The 14,437-nt window shown below is 63.4% G+C and carries 12 protein-coding genes; 8 read left to right on the forward strand and 4 right to left on the reverse strand.

All coding sequences use genetic code 11. The annotated features are described in order from the left end of the window. Window positions 1-46: 46 nt before the first annotated feature. From HZB53_17385 to HZB53_17395, 3 genes are all read right to left on the reverse strand, one after another. On the reverse strand, window positions 47-670 hold the full coding sequence (locus HZB53_17385; GenBank protein MBI5879424.1) for a response regulator: 624 nt from the start codon (window positions 668-670) through the stop codon (window positions 47-49). Beyond that, window positions 670-2,097 carry a histidine kinase N-terminal domain-containing protein gene (locus HZB53_17390; protein MBI5879425.1) on the reverse strand — a complete coding sequence of 476 codons (1,428 nt, stop codon included), beginning with the start codon at window positions 2,095-2,097 and terminating at the stop codon, window positions 670-672. The genes HZB53_17385 and HZB53_17390 overlap by 1 nt, the downstream gene beginning before the upstream one ends. A gap of 218 nt (window positions 2,098-2,315) precedes the next feature. Continuing rightward, window positions 2,316-2,795 (reverse strand): pyridoxamine 5'-phosphate oxidase family protein, encoded by a 480-nt coding sequence (locus HZB53_17395; GenBank protein MBI5879426.1) that lies wholly within the window; start codon window positions 2,793-2,795, stop codon window positions 2,316-2,318. Between the two features lie 626 nt (window positions 2,796-3,421). Between HZB53_17395 and HZB53_17400 the strand changes: the two genes are divergently transcribed. The 6 genes from HZB53_17400 to HZB53_17425 all read left to right on the forward strand — a co-directional run bounded on the left by HZB53_17400 (window position 3,422) and on the right by HZB53_17425 (window position 11,743). Continuing rightward, window positions 3,422-4,291, forward strand: a complete 870-nt coding sequence (locus tag HZB53_17400) for an acyl-CoA thioesterase (GenBank protein ID MBI5879427.1) — start codon at window positions 3,422-3,424, stop codon at window positions 4,289-4,291. A 22-nt stretch (window positions 4,292-4,313) separates the two neighbouring features. Then, complete coding sequence (locus HZB53_17405; GenBank protein MBI5879428.1) at window positions 4,314-6,269, forward strand: DUF4910 domain-containing protein; 1,956 nt, start codon at window positions 4,314-4,316, stop codon at window positions 6,267-6,269. A gap of 3 nt (window positions 6,270-6,272) precedes the next feature. Beyond that, a complete protein-coding gene (hydA, locus tag HZB53_17410; GenBank protein MBI5879429.1) occupies window positions 6,273-7,652 on the forward strand; it encodes a dihydropyrimidinase in 1,380 nt (459 codons plus the stop codon). Between the two features lie 418 nt (window positions 7,653-8,070). Next, on the forward strand, window positions 8,071-9,750 hold the full coding sequence (locus HZB53_17415; GenBank protein ID MBI5879430.1) for a peptide ABC transporter substrate-binding protein: 1,680 nt from the start codon (window positions 8,071-8,073) through the stop codon (window positions 9,748-9,750). 89 nt (window positions 9,751-9,839) lie between these two features. Beyond that, window positions 9,840-10,766, forward strand: coding sequence for an ABC transporter permease (locus HZB53_17420; GenBank protein ID MBI5879431.1), 927 nt, complete (start codon window positions 9,840-9,842; stop codon window positions 10,764-10,766). Between the two features lie 41 nt (window positions 10,767-10,807). After that, a complete protein-coding gene (locus tag HZB53_17425) occupies window positions 10,808-11,743 on the forward strand; it encodes an ABC transporter permease (GenBank protein ID MBI5879432.1) in 936 nt (311 codons plus the stop codon). 196 nt (window positions 11,744-11,939) lie between these two features. On the opposite strand, the gene HZB53_17430 is transcribed toward HZB53_17425, so the two are convergent. After that, window positions 11,940-12,962 (reverse strand): LLM class F420-dependent oxidoreductase, encoded by a 1,023-nt coding sequence (locus tag HZB53_17430; GenBank protein MBI5879433.1) that lies wholly within the window; start codon window positions 12,960-12,962, stop codon window positions 11,940-11,942. A 165-nt stretch (window positions 12,963-13,127) separates the two neighbouring features. Here HZB53_17430 and HZB53_17435 point away from each other — a divergent pair, with 165 nt between their 5' ends. Continuing rightward, on the forward strand, window positions 13,128-13,940 hold the full coding sequence (locus HZB53_17435; GenBank protein ID MBI5879434.1) for a polysaccharide deacetylase: 813 nt from the start codon (window positions 13,128-13,130) through the stop codon (window positions 13,938-13,940). 191 nt (window positions 13,941-14,131) lie between these two features. Then, window positions 14,132-14,428, forward strand: coding sequence for an antibiotic biosynthesis monooxygenase (locus HZB53_17440; GenBank protein MBI5879435.1), 297 nt, complete (start codon window positions 14,132-14,134; stop codon window positions 14,426-14,428). Window positions 14,429-14,437: the final 9 nt, after the last annotated feature.

The raw sequence follows: 14,437 nt of genomic DNA on the forward strand, positions 1-14,437 counted from the left end.
AGCCCCGCTCAACAGGCCGGGGCTTTGTCGCGCCTGCAATCGCAAGCTACTCGGTCTGGCCATTCGGCCGGTCCGATGTGATAATGATCGCCTGCGCAATATCCTTCATCGGACGGCGCGTATTCATGCTCATCTTCTGGATACGCCGGAACGCTTCCGCCTCGGTCAGGTTCTTCTGTTCCATGAGGATACCCTTGGCGCGGTCGAGCAGTTTACGCGTCTCGTATTTGTCGCGCATGTCGGTCACTTCCAGATCGAGTATCCGCTTCTCATCATAGCGCGCTAGCGCCACCTCGATCGCCGGCGCGACCTCGCGCTCCTGGAACGGCTTGACCAGATACGCCATCACGCCCGCATCGCGCGCGCGCTCGACCCGCTCGCGGTCGCTGTACGCCGTCAGCAGCAGCACCGGACAGATGTGCTCATCAATGATCAACTTGGCCGCCTGGATGCCGTCCATCTCCGGCATTTCGATGTCGAAGATCGCCACGTCGGGTCGCAGTGCGCGCGCCAGTTCCACGGCCGAGCGTCCGTCGATCGCTTCGCCGACGACGTCGTACCCGCCCTTGGTCAGGACCGCGTGCAGGTCCATGCGCGTCATCGTCTCGTCTTCGGCCATCAAAACACGCCGCGGCGCCAACTCCGTGCCGGCCGGCGATTCCTGTGTCATTATTTGCCTCCGGGAATTAGCCTTGAGAACGTCAGACGAGCAACCAGCCCATGCGCGGGGAACGCCTGGTTGATCAACTCCAGTTCGCCGCGCAAGTCGCGCGCAAATCCGCGCGCAATTTGCAGCCCGTAGGTGCCCGGTTTCCGCGCGTCGAAGCCGGGTGACAGCCCGCGGCCATCGTCGATGACTGAGATCGTGATCTGCCCATTGTCATCTTCAAGCCCGACACGGATCGTACCGCCCTCGGCGCCAAACGCATGCTCTACCGCATTCTGCAGCAGCTCATTGACGATCAGCGCGCAGAATGTCGCTTGCTTCGACTGCAACGGTGTCGGGTCGCCTTCGATGTCAATGCTGATGCGCGTATCGGCCGGCAGCAGTCCCACACGAATCTGATCGGCAATCTGCCGGCACACGTCCTTCAACTCGATCTGATTCACGCCGGGCACGGTCAGATATTCGTGGATCTTCGCGACCGCGAACAGGCGCGTCTCGAGGTCGGACATCGCCTGGCGCGTTTCATCGTGCTGCGCTTCGCGTCCGCGCATCCGGGCATACGAAATCAGTTGCTGCAAGTTGTTTCCAAAGCGATGATGGATTTCGTGGCTGATGTTGGCCAGGCTCTCCGTCTCGCGCTCAAACCGCCGGGTCGCGGTCACATCCCGCAACAAGAGCAGCACATAGTCCGGGCGGCTCCTGCCCGGCGGCACCAACGGGATCGCGGTGCGCACCCACGTCTGGTCGCGCGCGGGCCCTTCGAGCACGACGCCGGACTTCTCGTGAATCGCTTGCCAGACGGCGCTTTCGTCGCCGGCGTCGAGGGCTTCGATCGTGCGCCCGTCCAATGATTTGTTGAAGCCCAATCGCCGGTACAGCCCGTCGGCCGCTGAGCTTACGTACCGCACGCGCCGTCCAGAGTCCAGCACGACCAGCCCGTCGTGGGCCTGGAAAGTTGCCGTGCCGCTGACCGGGGCCAAACCCGGGCCCACCATCAGATCTTTGAGGAGCTGCATGGCGCGCTTGAAGTGCGGGTTACGATTCTGCGCCCGTCGTTCGTGCTCGACGGCGGAAGATTCGATACCGATAGCGCCCAGAATCTCGCCGTGCCGATCGCGCACGGGCCGATACTCCTGGTGAACCCGTGTCGGTCCCGACGCGATCTGTACAAGCGCGTCGGCCACAGGCTTTCCGCGCAGCGCTTTGCCCAGCGCGCTGCCGGGGTCGGGTGCTTCGGAATCGCCTTTGCGACTGCGGACTTCTACGGACGGGGTTGAATGTGGCTGGGCATGCTCGACGACGACGAGCCTGGCTGGGGCAAGCAGTTCATAATACAGCACGTCGGCGCGCAGGATATCGGCGCACAACGGCAGGCCGTCGCAGATGCGCTGTTGGCGTTCAACTTCACGTTCAAGGACTTCGCTGTCCACATGGCCTCAATGAAAAACGGCTGGTGGGAATACCCACCGGCCGTCGAGATTATCCGCATGTACGCCAAGCCAATTGCACGCTACACGTCGGTGGGTAAGCGCATCGCCGATTCTGCGGTGCCGCCATTGTACCCTACATCATGCGACTTGGCAAAAACACCCGTGACCTGCGCACAATGCAAGCGGTCGATGGTGCCGACGCGCGCTTGGCAGCCAGACTACTCCCGAATAGCGGCCGCTTCGGCAAAGTTCGCCGGCGTCAGATTCAGTATCTTGCCAAAGCCGGCCACAAACCGCGCGCCCTGCGGCACAATGCCGTACAGCGAGAAATCCCCCAGGTCGAAATTCTGTTCCGACGCCGGGAACTTCTGCAGATACTGTTGTTTGATCGTCTCGAATCGCGTGTCGGCCCGCACGACAGCGACCGCATTCCCGCGCATGGACACGCGTGCCAGCGTCTGCGCGTCAGCTACGCCGGATTCGGATTCGGCGATCATGAGGCTGACGCGTGGGTCATTCATGATATCCTGTGTGTGCTGCGCCAACCGGCTGACGTGTACGTAGAACTCCGAGAAATCCTCGGCGGCCGAGAAGACTACCAGCGACACAAGCGGCGCTCCGTCGCGCAGGGTTCCCAGGGAAGCCACCCGGCCCTGCCGGATCAGCGCGGCAAGCTTCCGTGCTGAATAAGTGTCCATGCGTGCTCCAGAAATGATCGGCGCAGAGCATCGTAGCAACCGCGCTTGAGCGGATGTTAGCACGTTGATGCTATTGAGCCAAACGCGTGCCTGTGTATCCAGCAATTCTCAATTTGGCTTTGGCCGGTACTCTCCAATGTCGACTTGTCATGCACTGGTGCTCAGGTGCTTATCACCCAAGCCCGATTCGACGAGTACGTCATGCCACCCTCCCCCCGACCCCCTCCCAACTTCGTTGGGAGGGGGAGCGATTCGATGGGGAGGTGCGCGGCGGCTGCGCCGCCGCGCACCTCCCCCTTCCCTTTTCCCCTTCTCCCCCGCGCGCACGGGGGAGAAGGGGCCAGGGGCTGAGGGGGCAACCTGGTGGCCAGACTCCAAAATGAGAATTGCTGCTGTGTATCGTCAGGCTACCCCAAAGTTGGAAATGTGCCCGCCGTGTCACATGGCGTGCATCGATTTACACAGATCGCTTCCGAAACAGGCGCCAAAGCGTGTGTTTACATTCGTGGCTCCCTTTGACAGGCTCAGGGAGCGTTCAAGCGCGGACGTGAACGCAGGCGTGGCCGGATTGCGCCCCGGCTCCGGAGCACTATAATCAGTGTGCGCGTCACCGCGTCACTTCTCCTATGCACACCTTCACTCGCACGTTCCGCGTCCGCTCGTACGAATGCGACGCGTACGGCCACGTCAACAACGTCAACTATCTGCGCTACATGCAGGAGGCCGCCTTCGACGCCTCGGCGGCGCGCGGCTACGACCAGAGCGCCTATGCAGCCATGGGCAGGCTGTTTCTGGTGCGCGGCACAGAGATCGATTACCTGCAGCCACTGCGCTACGGCGACTCCGTGGCCGTCACGACCTGGGTCTCCGACTTCCGCCGTGTCCGCTCGCAGCGTGCGTACGAGCTCAAGCGCGTCGCCGACGATGTCGTCGTGGCGCGCGCGGCGACCGACTGGGTTTTTCTCGACCGCGATACACAGCGCCCCGCGACAATCCCGGAAGCGTTGATCGCCGCCTTCTTCCCGGACGGCGTCCCGCCTGTGCAGCCGCGCCCGCCCTTCCCGGTACCGCCGCCTCCGCCGCCCGGCGCTTTCCACATGCGCCGCCGCGTCGGTTGGCAGGAGATCGACTCGGCCGGGCACGTGAACAACGCGGCGTACCTCGGCTATGCGGACGACGCCGGCATGGAGGTCAGCATCGCGCACGGTTGGCCGCTGGCGCGCATGATGAAGCACGGCTTCGGGATCGTCGCGCGCCGCCACCAGATCGAGTACCGTGAAGCCGCCACCCTGGGCGATGAGATCGACGTGCAAACCTGGGTCAGCGACGTCAAACGTGTGAGCGCCGACCGCCACTACCTCATCCGGCGCGCTGCCGATGGCGTCGTCCTGACGCGGGTACGCTCTCACTTCGCATGGGTCGACCTCGCGAGCGGCCGCCCGATCCGCATCCCGCCCCAGTTCCTGAACGATTTTGCCGCCAACATCGCATCCTGAATCACGCACCGGAGACAATACCATGTTCACCCAACTGCTCAAGACCATCCGCGACGGCTACTCTGGCGACTCGGCCAAAGCGTACGTGACCGACATCGCGCGCTACCACCGGATTCAGGCGTCGCCCGGCTATCGTGCGGCCGCGCGCCACGTCTATCGCGTGCTGAGCGACCTAGGTCTGGAAGCCGAAGTGATCGCCTACCCGGCGACTTACGCGGCACAGTCCTGGTCGTCGCATCACTTCCAGGAGTGGGAGTGCACCGGCGCTACGCTGAAGTTGCTGGAACCGGCGGCCGAGACGCGCATGCTGGCCGACTACAACACGCAGCCGATGTCGATTATTCAACGCAGCGGTCCGTTCGAGGGCACGCTCGAGCTCGTCGCCATGGAGGACGGCACCTGCGAGGCGGATTACGCCGCGATCGACGTGACCGGCAAGCTCGTATTCACCTGCAAGCCGTTGGAAGCCGTGCGCGACCTGGCGATCGAGCGCCACAGCGCGGTTGGCATCCTGTCGGACTGGATCGCCGAGTCGGCCATCCGCGAGCGTTGGGACCTACCCGACGCCCTGCAGTACACCTCGTTCTGGTGGACCGGCCACGAGAGGCGCGCGTTCGGTTTCGTGCTCACGCCGCGCGAGGGTGCGCGGCTGCGTCAGTTGGTGCGCCGCGAGAATGCGGCCGGCCGCGTCGTGCGCGTGCAGGCCAGTGTCAAGAGCCGGTTCTACGATGGCGCGATGGAGGCGATCACCGCACTGATTCCGGGGCAGAGCGACGAGGAGGTCGTGCTGGTCGGTCACCTGTGCCACCCCGCACCGGGCGGCAACGACAACGCCTCCGGCGCGGCGGCCACGCTGGAAGCGGCGCGCGCCTTGCAGGCGCTGATCGCCGATGGGCGGCTGTCGCGCCCGCGCCGTTCGCTGCGCTTCCTCTGGATTCCGGAGATGAGCGGCACCTACGCCTATCTGGCCGGACGCGAGTCGGAGATAGGGCGCATGGTCGCCGGCATCAATATGGACATGGTTGGCGAGAACCAGGAGCTCTGCCGCTCGTCGTTCCTCATCGACCTGCCCCCGGAGGCGATGCCGTCGTTCGCTGGAGACCTGATCGAAGCGGTGCGCGATGAGATGGCGCGCGAGACAAGCGACTTCTACGACACAGGCGGCTTCGCGCTCTTCCGGCACGCGACCGTGCCGTTCGGCGGCGGCAGCGACCATTACATCTTCTCCGACCCCACGGTCGGGGTGCCGATGCCGATGTTGATTCAGGAGCCGGACAAGTTCTACCACACCAGCGCCGACACGCTCGACAAGGTCGACCCGCGCATGCTCGCCGTCATTGGCGGCACCGCGACCGCCTATGCTTACTGGATCGCCAACGCCGGCCCGGACGACGCGCGCCGGTTGGGCGAACTGATGCTGTCGCGCGGCAAACAGCGCATCATCCGACTGGTGCACGATGCCGCCATCGAGGACAGTCCTGAATCGCGCGCGCTTATGCTGCGGCGCGTAGCTTACCGTGCCGGGCGCGAACAGCTCGCGCTCGACAGTCTGAGTCGGCTGAGCCCGGGTATTGAGCTTGATAGCTGGAAAGCCGAGATCATGGAGTTCGCGCAGCGCGAGCTCGAACTGGCCGGCCCACCGCCGCCCGAGACGCACGCGCCCGACGAATGGGAGCAGCGCGCCGCGACGATGCAGGCAACACGAGTGCACCGCGGCCCGATCGCCCTGCGCGGCTATGTTGCGCGTCTGTCGCGCGAAGAACGCGATGCGGCGACGGCGCGCGGCCTGCTCACCATGGGACCCGGCTCGCACATCCAGACGCTGGCGGTTTACTGGGCCGACGGCAGGCGCAGCGTGCTCGAGGTCGCCAATATGGTCGAGATGGAGTGCGGCCAGCGCAAGGTGCAGTTTCTGGTCGAGTACTTTGAATTGCTGGCCAGGCTCGGCCTGGTCCGCATCGACGAGCGAAAGGAATAGATCATGTACGACTTGGTTATTCGCGGCGGCACGACCGTGACGGTGGGAACGATGGCTGTCGCTGACATCGGCATTCAGGACGGGCGCATCGCGCAGATCGGCGGCGTCATGGACGGCACGCGCGAGATCAACGCGCGCGGTCACTACGTCTTTCCGGGCGGCGTGGATGTGCACGTGCACCTCACATCGCCGCGCGACCCGAAGCCGGGCGTCGAGGTCTGGGTGGACGATTTCTACTCCGGCTCGCAGGCCGCCATCGGCGGCGGCGTGACAACCATCGGCAACATGACATTCCAGCGCCGGGGCGAGACGCTGCGGGACGCGCTCGAGCGCGACATGGCCGCCGCGCAGCGGGATGCCGCCATCGACTACATCATGCACCCGATCCTTACCGAACCGAGCGAAGCGTCGCTCGGCCAGATTCCCGGTCTCGCCGCCGACGGGCATACCAGCCTCAAGATCTTTCTGGTCGACGAGAGCTTCGACGCGCGCGTGGACGACTACATCCGCGCCTTCGAGCTCGCCGGGCGCAGCGGCTCGCTGACGATGGTGCATTGCGAGGACGGCGCGCTGATTCGCTGCATCTGCCGCGCGCTGCTGGCGGAGGGCCGGGGCGCGCCGCGCAACTGGCCGGACGCCCGCCCGGACTACACCGAAGCCGTGGCGACCGAGCGCGCCATCGCCATCTCGCGCGCGACGAAAGCGCCGATCTACATCGTGCACCTCTCGTCGGCCGCCGCGCTCGCCGCCGCGCGCAAGGCACGGGCGCAGGGCGCGAAGGTCTACGTCGAGACACGCCCACTTTACCTCTACATGAGCCGTGAGGCGTTCGAGCAGGCCGACGCCGCCAAGTACGTCGGCGCGCCACCGCTGCGCGAGCCGGCCGATCTGCGCGCGATGTGGAACGGCATCCACGCCGCCAACATCCAGTGTATCTGCACCGACCACGCGCCCTGGACGCTGCGCCAGAAGCTCGACCCGACGCTGGACATTACTAACGTCCGCCAGGGCGTCTCCGATCTGGAGACGCTGATGCCGATGCTCTTTTCCGAGGGCGTGCGCACCGGGCGCATCTCCCTCAGCCGATTCGTCGAAATGACCAGCACCAACGCCGCCAAGCTGTTTGGCATGTACCCGCAGAAAGGCACGATCGCCGTCGGCTCGGACGCCGACCTGGTCATCTGGGACGTCGAGGCCAGCCGTGTGATCGACGGGGCCGGCATGCACTCGCAGTCCGGCTACTCCGTCTACGACGGGCGCACCGTGACCGGCTGGCCGCTATTCACACTCAGCCGCGGCGAGATTGTCTACCAGGAGGGGCACGTGACGGCCGAGCGCGGACGTGGCCGCTGGATCCGCCGCGCCAGGACGACGGGACTGTAAAACCCATACTGCGGCGGCGTGCAGTGTAGCGCTATCCGCCCGGGCCTGATCGCAACACACGTACACATCATAAGCGCGGGGTGCAATCTGCAACGAATGGTGCCACGCCATTCTCGTTCAACTTCTTCGCAGCAATCGACCGGCTACACCGCACGATCGAGGACGACACTGTCGTCAAGTTGGCGCTGGGCGCGCGATCGCGAGCCTGCGCGAAGCATCGCCATTAGCCCCACTAAGCATTAGTGCGCTGGTTCTGCGGATATGATTGCATTTAACCCATCGCTATGGTATAAGTAGCGAGTGTACGATCGGCTTTTGCGGGCCGTTCTGTCAATTGTCCGAGCAGCCCGCATCAGGTTGTCCCACAAGGAGGAGACACTTGAAAAGGAAGTCACTAGTTGTTCTACTGATGTCAGCCATGTTGCTGCTGATGGCCTGCGGCCCGTCGGCCACGACCGAGCCAACGAAGCCGCCCGCGCAGCCGCCAGCCACCACCGCAGCTCAACCAACGGCGGCAGTAGCCCAACCAACCGCCACCAAGCCCGCCGCCGCGCCCACGACAGCCACGGCGAAGAAGACGGTCCTGCGCCTGCCCGAAGGCGCCAAGATCACCAATACAATGGACCCGGGCATCTCGTCCGGCGGTAACGGGCTCGAACAGATTCAGAATATGTTCGAACCGCTCCTCTATGTCGACCAGATCAGCGGCGAATTGAAGGCCGGGCAGGCCGAGAAATGGACGATCTCGCCAGACGGCGTGACGTACACGTTCAACCTGCGCGCAGGACTGAAGTGGTCTGATGGCCAGCCATTGAAGGCCGGCGACTTTGAGTACGCTTGGAAGCGCGTCACCGATCCGGCGACCAAGTCGCGCTACACGCAGTACTTCTACCCGATCAAGGGCGCCGAAGCGTTCAACACCGGCAAGGGTACGGCCGCCGACATGATGGTCAAGGCGACCGACGACCGCACACTGGTCGTCACGCTCGAGCGCCCCGCTCCGTTCTTCCTCCAGATCGTAGCGGCGTGGTCAGCCATGCCGATCCGCAAGGATACGATCGACAAGAACGGCGACAAGTGGACGCTGAACAAGGACACTTACATCAGCAACGGGCACTACCGCCTGGTCGAGTGGAAGCCCGAACAGTCGATGCGCGTTGAGAAGAACCCGAACTACTGGGGTGACAATCCGGGCCCGGACGAGATCGTCTGGACGCTGTTTGAAGATCCTAATGCGCAGGCCATCAAATCGTACGAAGCAGGCGAGTTGGATCATGCGCAAGTCGTCGGCCCCGACATCCCGCGCATCCGCGCCGACGCGAAGTTGAGCAAGGAAGTGCAGAAGCTGGCGCGCCAGGGATCGAACTGGATCGTCCTCGATACGACCAACCCGCCGTTCAATAATATCAAGGTACGCCAGGCGCTGAACTACGCGCTCGACAAGGCGAAGATCAACCAGGTCGTGCTGAAGGATGGGTACTTCGACGCGGTTTCAGTTGTCGCGCCGGGCGTGCCGGGTCAGGTGAACGCAAACGGCATCGGCTACGATGCCGCCAAGGCGAAGCAACTGCTGGCCGACGCCGGTTATCCGGGCGGCAAGGGCTGGCCAGCCAACGTGAAGTATACCTACAGCAGTTCGTCGGCCGACAACAAGGCGATCGGCGAGGCCGTTCAGGCGATCTGGAAGGACACGCTCGGCATCGACATCGTGCTGGAGCCGCTGGAAGCCAAGGCGTTCGATGACTGGCGCACATCGCGCAAGAACCAGCCGTACGGCATGTACATCAACGGCTGGGGCTCGGACTACGAGGACCCGAACAACTGGTACAACCTGCTGTTCGATTCCAAGGGCGATTTCTACTACTCGCACTGGAAGAACGCGCAATTCGACCAGTTGATCGATGCGGGCCTCAAGGAACTTGACGTGGCCAAGCGCAAGGCGCTGTACGAGCAGGCCGACAAGATCCTGAATGACGAGTCTGCGTATATTACGGTCTACCACTGGGGCCGCTTCGTCGTGACGAAGCCCGGCTACACGATCCCGCGCTTCCGCGTGCTCGGTCGCGTGATGGGCTATCTCGTTAAGATGCCGCAATAGGTATCGTCCCCTGGTGCATCGCACCGGATGGCCGGGACTTCCCGGCCATCCGGTATCTTAAATGCGCGATGTAGATTTCATTCCCTTTCATGACCAACTACGTCATCCGGCGCGTCTTGACGCTCTTCCCGACGCTGCTCGTCGTCTACACGCTGACTTTTTTCATCGTTCATGCGACGCCAGGCGGCCCGTGGGACGAGAGCGAGAAGCCGTTGCCGCAGGCTGTCAAAGACAACCTCAACAAACAGTACCATCTGAACGATCCGCTCTACAAGCAATATATCGACTATCTATCCAATGTACTGCGCGGCGACTTTGGCCCCTCGTACCGGGATACCGCGCGCTCGGTGTCCGACATCATCGCGGCGTCGCTGCCCGTGTCGCTCCAGCTCGGGTTCGCGTCCATGCTCTTCGCCGTCGCATTTGGCTTGCCACTCGGGGTGCTGGCCGCTATCAAACAGAACACATGGATCGACTATGGCGCGTCCTTGATCACCGTGACCGGCATCGCGACGCCGCCGTTCGTGCGCGTGACGATACTGATCGTCGCGCTTGCCATCGGTGTGCACTGGCTGCCCAGCCAGGGCTGGGAGGGATTGTTTGACGTCCGCATCATAATCCCCACCATCGCGCTCGGTTCGGGTCCCGGCGCGATTCTCGCCCGGTATGCGCGCTCGAGTCTACTTGAAGCCCTGACGCAAGACTATCTGCGCACGGCGCGCGCCAAGGGGTTGAGAGAGTCTCAGGTCATCATTCGCCATGCCCTCAAGAACGCTCTGATCCCGGTCGTCACCGTCGCGGGCGTCACGCTAACCAACGTAATCACCGGCGCATTCTTCGTAGAAAGCATTTACGGCGTGCCGGGTATTGGCCGCCAGTTCATCAATAGTGCGACCGGACGCGACTACCCGTTGCTGCTGGGCATCACGCTTGTCTTCGCCGTGATCATCGCTTTGATGAATCTGCTGGTCGACATCTCGTACGGCTTCCTCGACCCGCGCGTGCGCTACAGCTAGGGCGCATAAACTCCATGGATGCTACAGCGACCGCCTCCTCGATGGCGCCAGACACGGTCATCGCCCGCCCGCCGACCAACCTTTGGCGCGATGCCTGGCGCCGCATGAAGCGCAACCGCGCGGCCATGGTATCGCTCGGCTTCCTCGCCGTGCTTTTCGCGAGCGCGTTGCTGGCAGATGTCATCTCCCCGTATCCGTACACGAAACAGGACTTCCTGCATCCGGACGAAGGCCCGACCGCGGCCCATGTACTCGGCACTGACTACCTGGGCCGCGACCTGTTGAGTCGCATCATATATGGCGGGCGCATCTCACTGGCGGTTGCGCTCGTCGATGTCGCCATTGTGCTATTGATTGGTGTACCGTTGGGCTTGCTGGCTGGTTTCTTTGGCGGCTGGATCGACATGGTAGTCATGCGCGTGGTTGATATTCTCTACGCGCTCCCCAATCTGCTGTTCATCATCGTGGTTATGATGTGGATTCGCTCCGTGCTGGACGCGCCCGAATCCGCGCTCGGCAACGTGCTGGGTCCGGTGGACAAGTTGACCGGCGGTTTGCTCGGTGTCTTTCTCGCACTCGGCGTCCTGTCGTGGTTGACTGTCGCGCGCCTCGTGCGCGGCCAAACGCTCTCGCTGAAGCAGAAGGAGTTTGTCGAGGCGGCACGCACCGTCGGCTCCGGGAATGGGCGCATCATGTTCAACCATTTGCTGCCCAACGTCATGGGGCCGATCATCGTCGCAGCGACCTTTGGAATACCCGGCGCGATTGCAACCGAAGCGGGCTTGTCGTTCCTCGGCCTCGGCGTGCGGCCACCCCTACCCTCGTGGGGCATTCTGATCTCCGAAGGCGTGCGTTCGATGCAGGCCTTTCCATTCGAGTTGCTCTTCCCGGCTGGCATTCTGGCCATAACCCTGATCTGCTTCAACTTCGTGGGCGATGGCCTGCGCGATGCGCTCGACCCCAAGATGAAGCAGTAGCCGCACGCACGTGCCAATAGGAAACGCCGCGATAATCGCGGCGTTTCCGTTACTCCCATGTCACCCTGAGCGCGAAGGCAAGCGTCAAGGGCCGCCAAGATGCCTCGCGCGCGAAGGGCCTCAAATCTCAATCAGCCGGACTCAGCACACTCGCTGTGTCTGATTCCCGCGTAGCCGGAGCGCACACCCGCATCTATTACACAAACTCCGCCAGCATACGCAGCGTGTCGATGCTGTGCGTGCTCAGGATCAGAGTCGTCGCACCGCATCGCGTCCAGAGTTGCAACCGGTCCTTGATGCGCTCTGGCGTGCCGCAAAGCGCCATCGCATCGACCATCGCGTCCGTGACCGCCGCCGCCGACTCTTCCTTGTGCCCTGATAGGTACAGGTCCTGGATCTTCTTTGCCTCCGCTTCAAAGCCGTAGCGCATCGCCAGATCGTTGTAGAAGTTCTTGCCGCGCGCACCCATGCCGCCCACATACAACGCGATACCCGGGCGCACCTGGTTGCGGCACGCATCCAGGTCGTTGCCAACGACCACGCGCACGCCCACAGCAATATCGAACTGCGCGTAGCCTTTACCGTTGCCGGCCGCCCTGAAACCCTCCTCAAGCGACGGGCGGAAGACGCTAATGTGCTCTGGCGCGAAGAACGCCGGCAGCCAGCCGTCCGCGATTTCGGCCGCCAGCGCCACGTTCTTGGGGCCGATGGCGGCCAGGTAGATCGGCAACTCGGCGCGCAGCGGGTGCAGGATCATACGCAGCGGCTTGCCCAGCCCGGTGCCGCCCTTGACCGGCACGTCATAGTGCTCGCCGTGGTGCTCCAGCGGCTTCTCGCGCTTCAGCGCCGCCCGCACGATCTCGACGTATTCACGCGTGCGGCCCAGCGGCTTGCCATAGTGCTCGCCATGCCAACCCTCGACGACCTGCGGGCCGGACATGCCCAGCCCGAGCAGGAATCGCCCGCCGGTCAGCAGGTCGAGCGTGGCGGCCGTCATCGCCGTGTTCGCCGGCGTGCGCGCCGGGATCTGCATGATCGCCGTTCCGACGTTGATCCGCTTCGTCTGCGCTGCCACCCAGGTCAGCGGCGTGACAGCATCTGAACCGTACGCTTCCGCCGTCCAGACTGAGTGATAACCGAGCCGGTCCGCTTCTTGCGCCAGCGCCACATTGTCCACCGGCGTCGAGCCCCAGTAGCCGAGGTTCAATCCAAGTCGCATAGAGTTCTCCTTGCAAGCCGTGCAGTCGCGGTGTACGAGTCCGTTTGCCCGCGATTATACCTGTGCGGCCGGCCAGGCGCAATCGGTTGGACAAATCGGAGCATTGGGACTATATATCATGGCAGCACGGTAGCCATGCCGTCATCTATCACAGGAGATTAAATCATGCCCCAAAGCACCGTCTGTCTCACCTTCGACTTCGACGCCATGTCCGTCTGGTTCGGTTACAAGAACGTCACGCCGGCCATGCTCTACCGCGGCGAGTACGGCGCGCGCGTCGGCGTCCCGCGCGTGCTTGAGCTGCTAAAAGAGTGCGGCATCAAGGCGACCTTCTTCGTCCCCGGCCATACCATCGACTCGTTTCCCGCCGAGGTCGAGTCCATCCTTAAGGCGGGTCATGAGGTCGCGCATCACTCGTATGCGCACGTTGACCCAAGCGAGCAGACGCGCGACGAGGAGCGCGCCGACATGGAGCGCGCCTGGAAGGCGCTCGAACGCATCGGCGTCAAGCCGCTCGGCTTCCGCTCGCCGTCGGGCGACTATTCCAATGCCACGCTCTCGCTGCTCGACGAGCTCGGCTTCCAATACGACTCCAGCCTGATGGCCGACGACTTCCGCCCGTACCACCCGCGCCTCGGCGACCAGGTCAGCCAGCAGTCGCCGCTGGTCAAGGGCCGTGAGACGAAGATCTGGGAACTGCCAATGTGCTATGAGTTTGACGACTGGGTCCACTTCCAGTTCAACTTCAACCCGTACCGCAACGGCACCTCCGCGCCGAGCAAGGTGCTGGAGATATGGACGGCCGACTACGACTGGATGCACGACCACGTCGACGGCGGCATCCTGACCATCGCCATGCATCCGCAGGTGATCGGCCGCGCGCACCGCATCGTGATGCTGCGCCAGTTCATCGAGCATGCGCTCATTCGCAGCGGCGTGGCGTTCGAACGCATGGCCGATGTCGCGGCGCGGCTTTGACACTGCGCGTAAACTCGAACCCACTACAGCGCATGTGCTCTACGTCTCAGGCAGTGCAACTCCAATGCCCGTCGCAGGCGTGCCCTGAGCTTGTCGAAGGGGAGCCTGTCGAAGGACGCCAGCCGAGGGGCACAGGAACGGTGGTATGCTAGCGCACATCAGACCGACAGCAAATACTGAGGAGAGTCAATATGATTGTCATAGCGGGCAAAATCCACGCGACGATTTCAGACTGGGACGCGGCGCAGCGGCAGATCGACGCGATCGTGGCGGCCGTCGAAGCGGAAGCAGGCTGCCGCGCTTACCGCATCTATGTGGACCCGGCAGACCGCAACACGCTCTTCCTCTTTGAAGAATGGGAATCTGCGGAGGCGTTGAAGCGCCATCGTACGCAGCCGCATATGGCGCCGTTCCGGGCATTCCTGGCGTCAATTGGGGCCAAGTCCGATCTCGACCGCTACGAGATCGCCGCGAAGAGCAAACTGTAGCGCCGTAAG

The organism is Chloroflexota bacterium (genome assembly GCA_016235055.1).
Classification (GTDB): domain Bacteria; phylum Chloroflexota; class Anaerolineae; order JACRMK01; family JACRMK01; genus JACRMK01.

Excerpts from the sequence above, each read along its gene's own strand:
- HZB53_17385 (MBI5879424.1), bottom strand. The coding sequence starts at position 670 with ATGACACAGGAATCGCCGGCCGGCACGGAGTTGGCGCCGCGGCGTGTT.
- HZB53_17395 (MBI5879426.1), bottom strand. The coding sequence starts at position 2,795 with ATGGACACTTATTCAGCACGGAAGCTTGCCGCGCTGATCCGGCAGGGC.
- HZB53_17400 (MBI5879427.1), top strand. The coding sequence starts at position 3,422 with ATGCACACCTTCACTCGCACGTTCCGCGTCCGCTCGTACGAATGCGAC.
- HZB53_17405 (MBI5879428.1), top strand. The coding sequence starts at position 4,314 with ATGTTCACCCAACTGCTCAAGACCATCCGCGACGGCTACTCTGGCGAC.
- hydA (MBI5879429.1), top strand. The coding sequence starts at position 6,273 with ATGTACGACTTGGTTATTCGCGGCGGCACGACCGTGACGGTGGGAACG.
- HZB53_17415 (MBI5879430.1), top strand. The coding sequence starts at position 8,071 with ATGTTGCTGCTGATGGCCTGCGGCCCGTCGGCCACGACCGAGCCAACG.
- HZB53_17420 (MBI5879431.1), top strand. The coding sequence starts at position 9,840 with ATGACCAACTACGTCATCCGGCGCGTCTTGACGCTCTTCCCGACGCTG.
- HZB53_17425 (MBI5879432.1), top strand. The coding sequence starts at position 10,808 with ATGGCGCCAGACACGGTCATCGCCCGCCCGCCGACCAACCTTTGGCGC.
- HZB53_17430 (MBI5879433.1), bottom strand. The coding sequence starts at position 12,962 with ATGCGACTTGGATTGAACCTCGGCTACTGGGGCTCGACGCCGGTGGAC.
- HZB53_17435 (MBI5879434.1), top strand. The coding sequence starts at position 13,128 with ATGCCCCAAAGCACCGTCTGTCTCACCTTCGACTTCGACGCCATGTCC.
- HZB53_17440 (MBI5879435.1), top strand. The coding sequence starts at position 14,132 with ATGATTGTCATAGCGGGCAAAATCCACGCGACGATTTCAGACTGGGAC.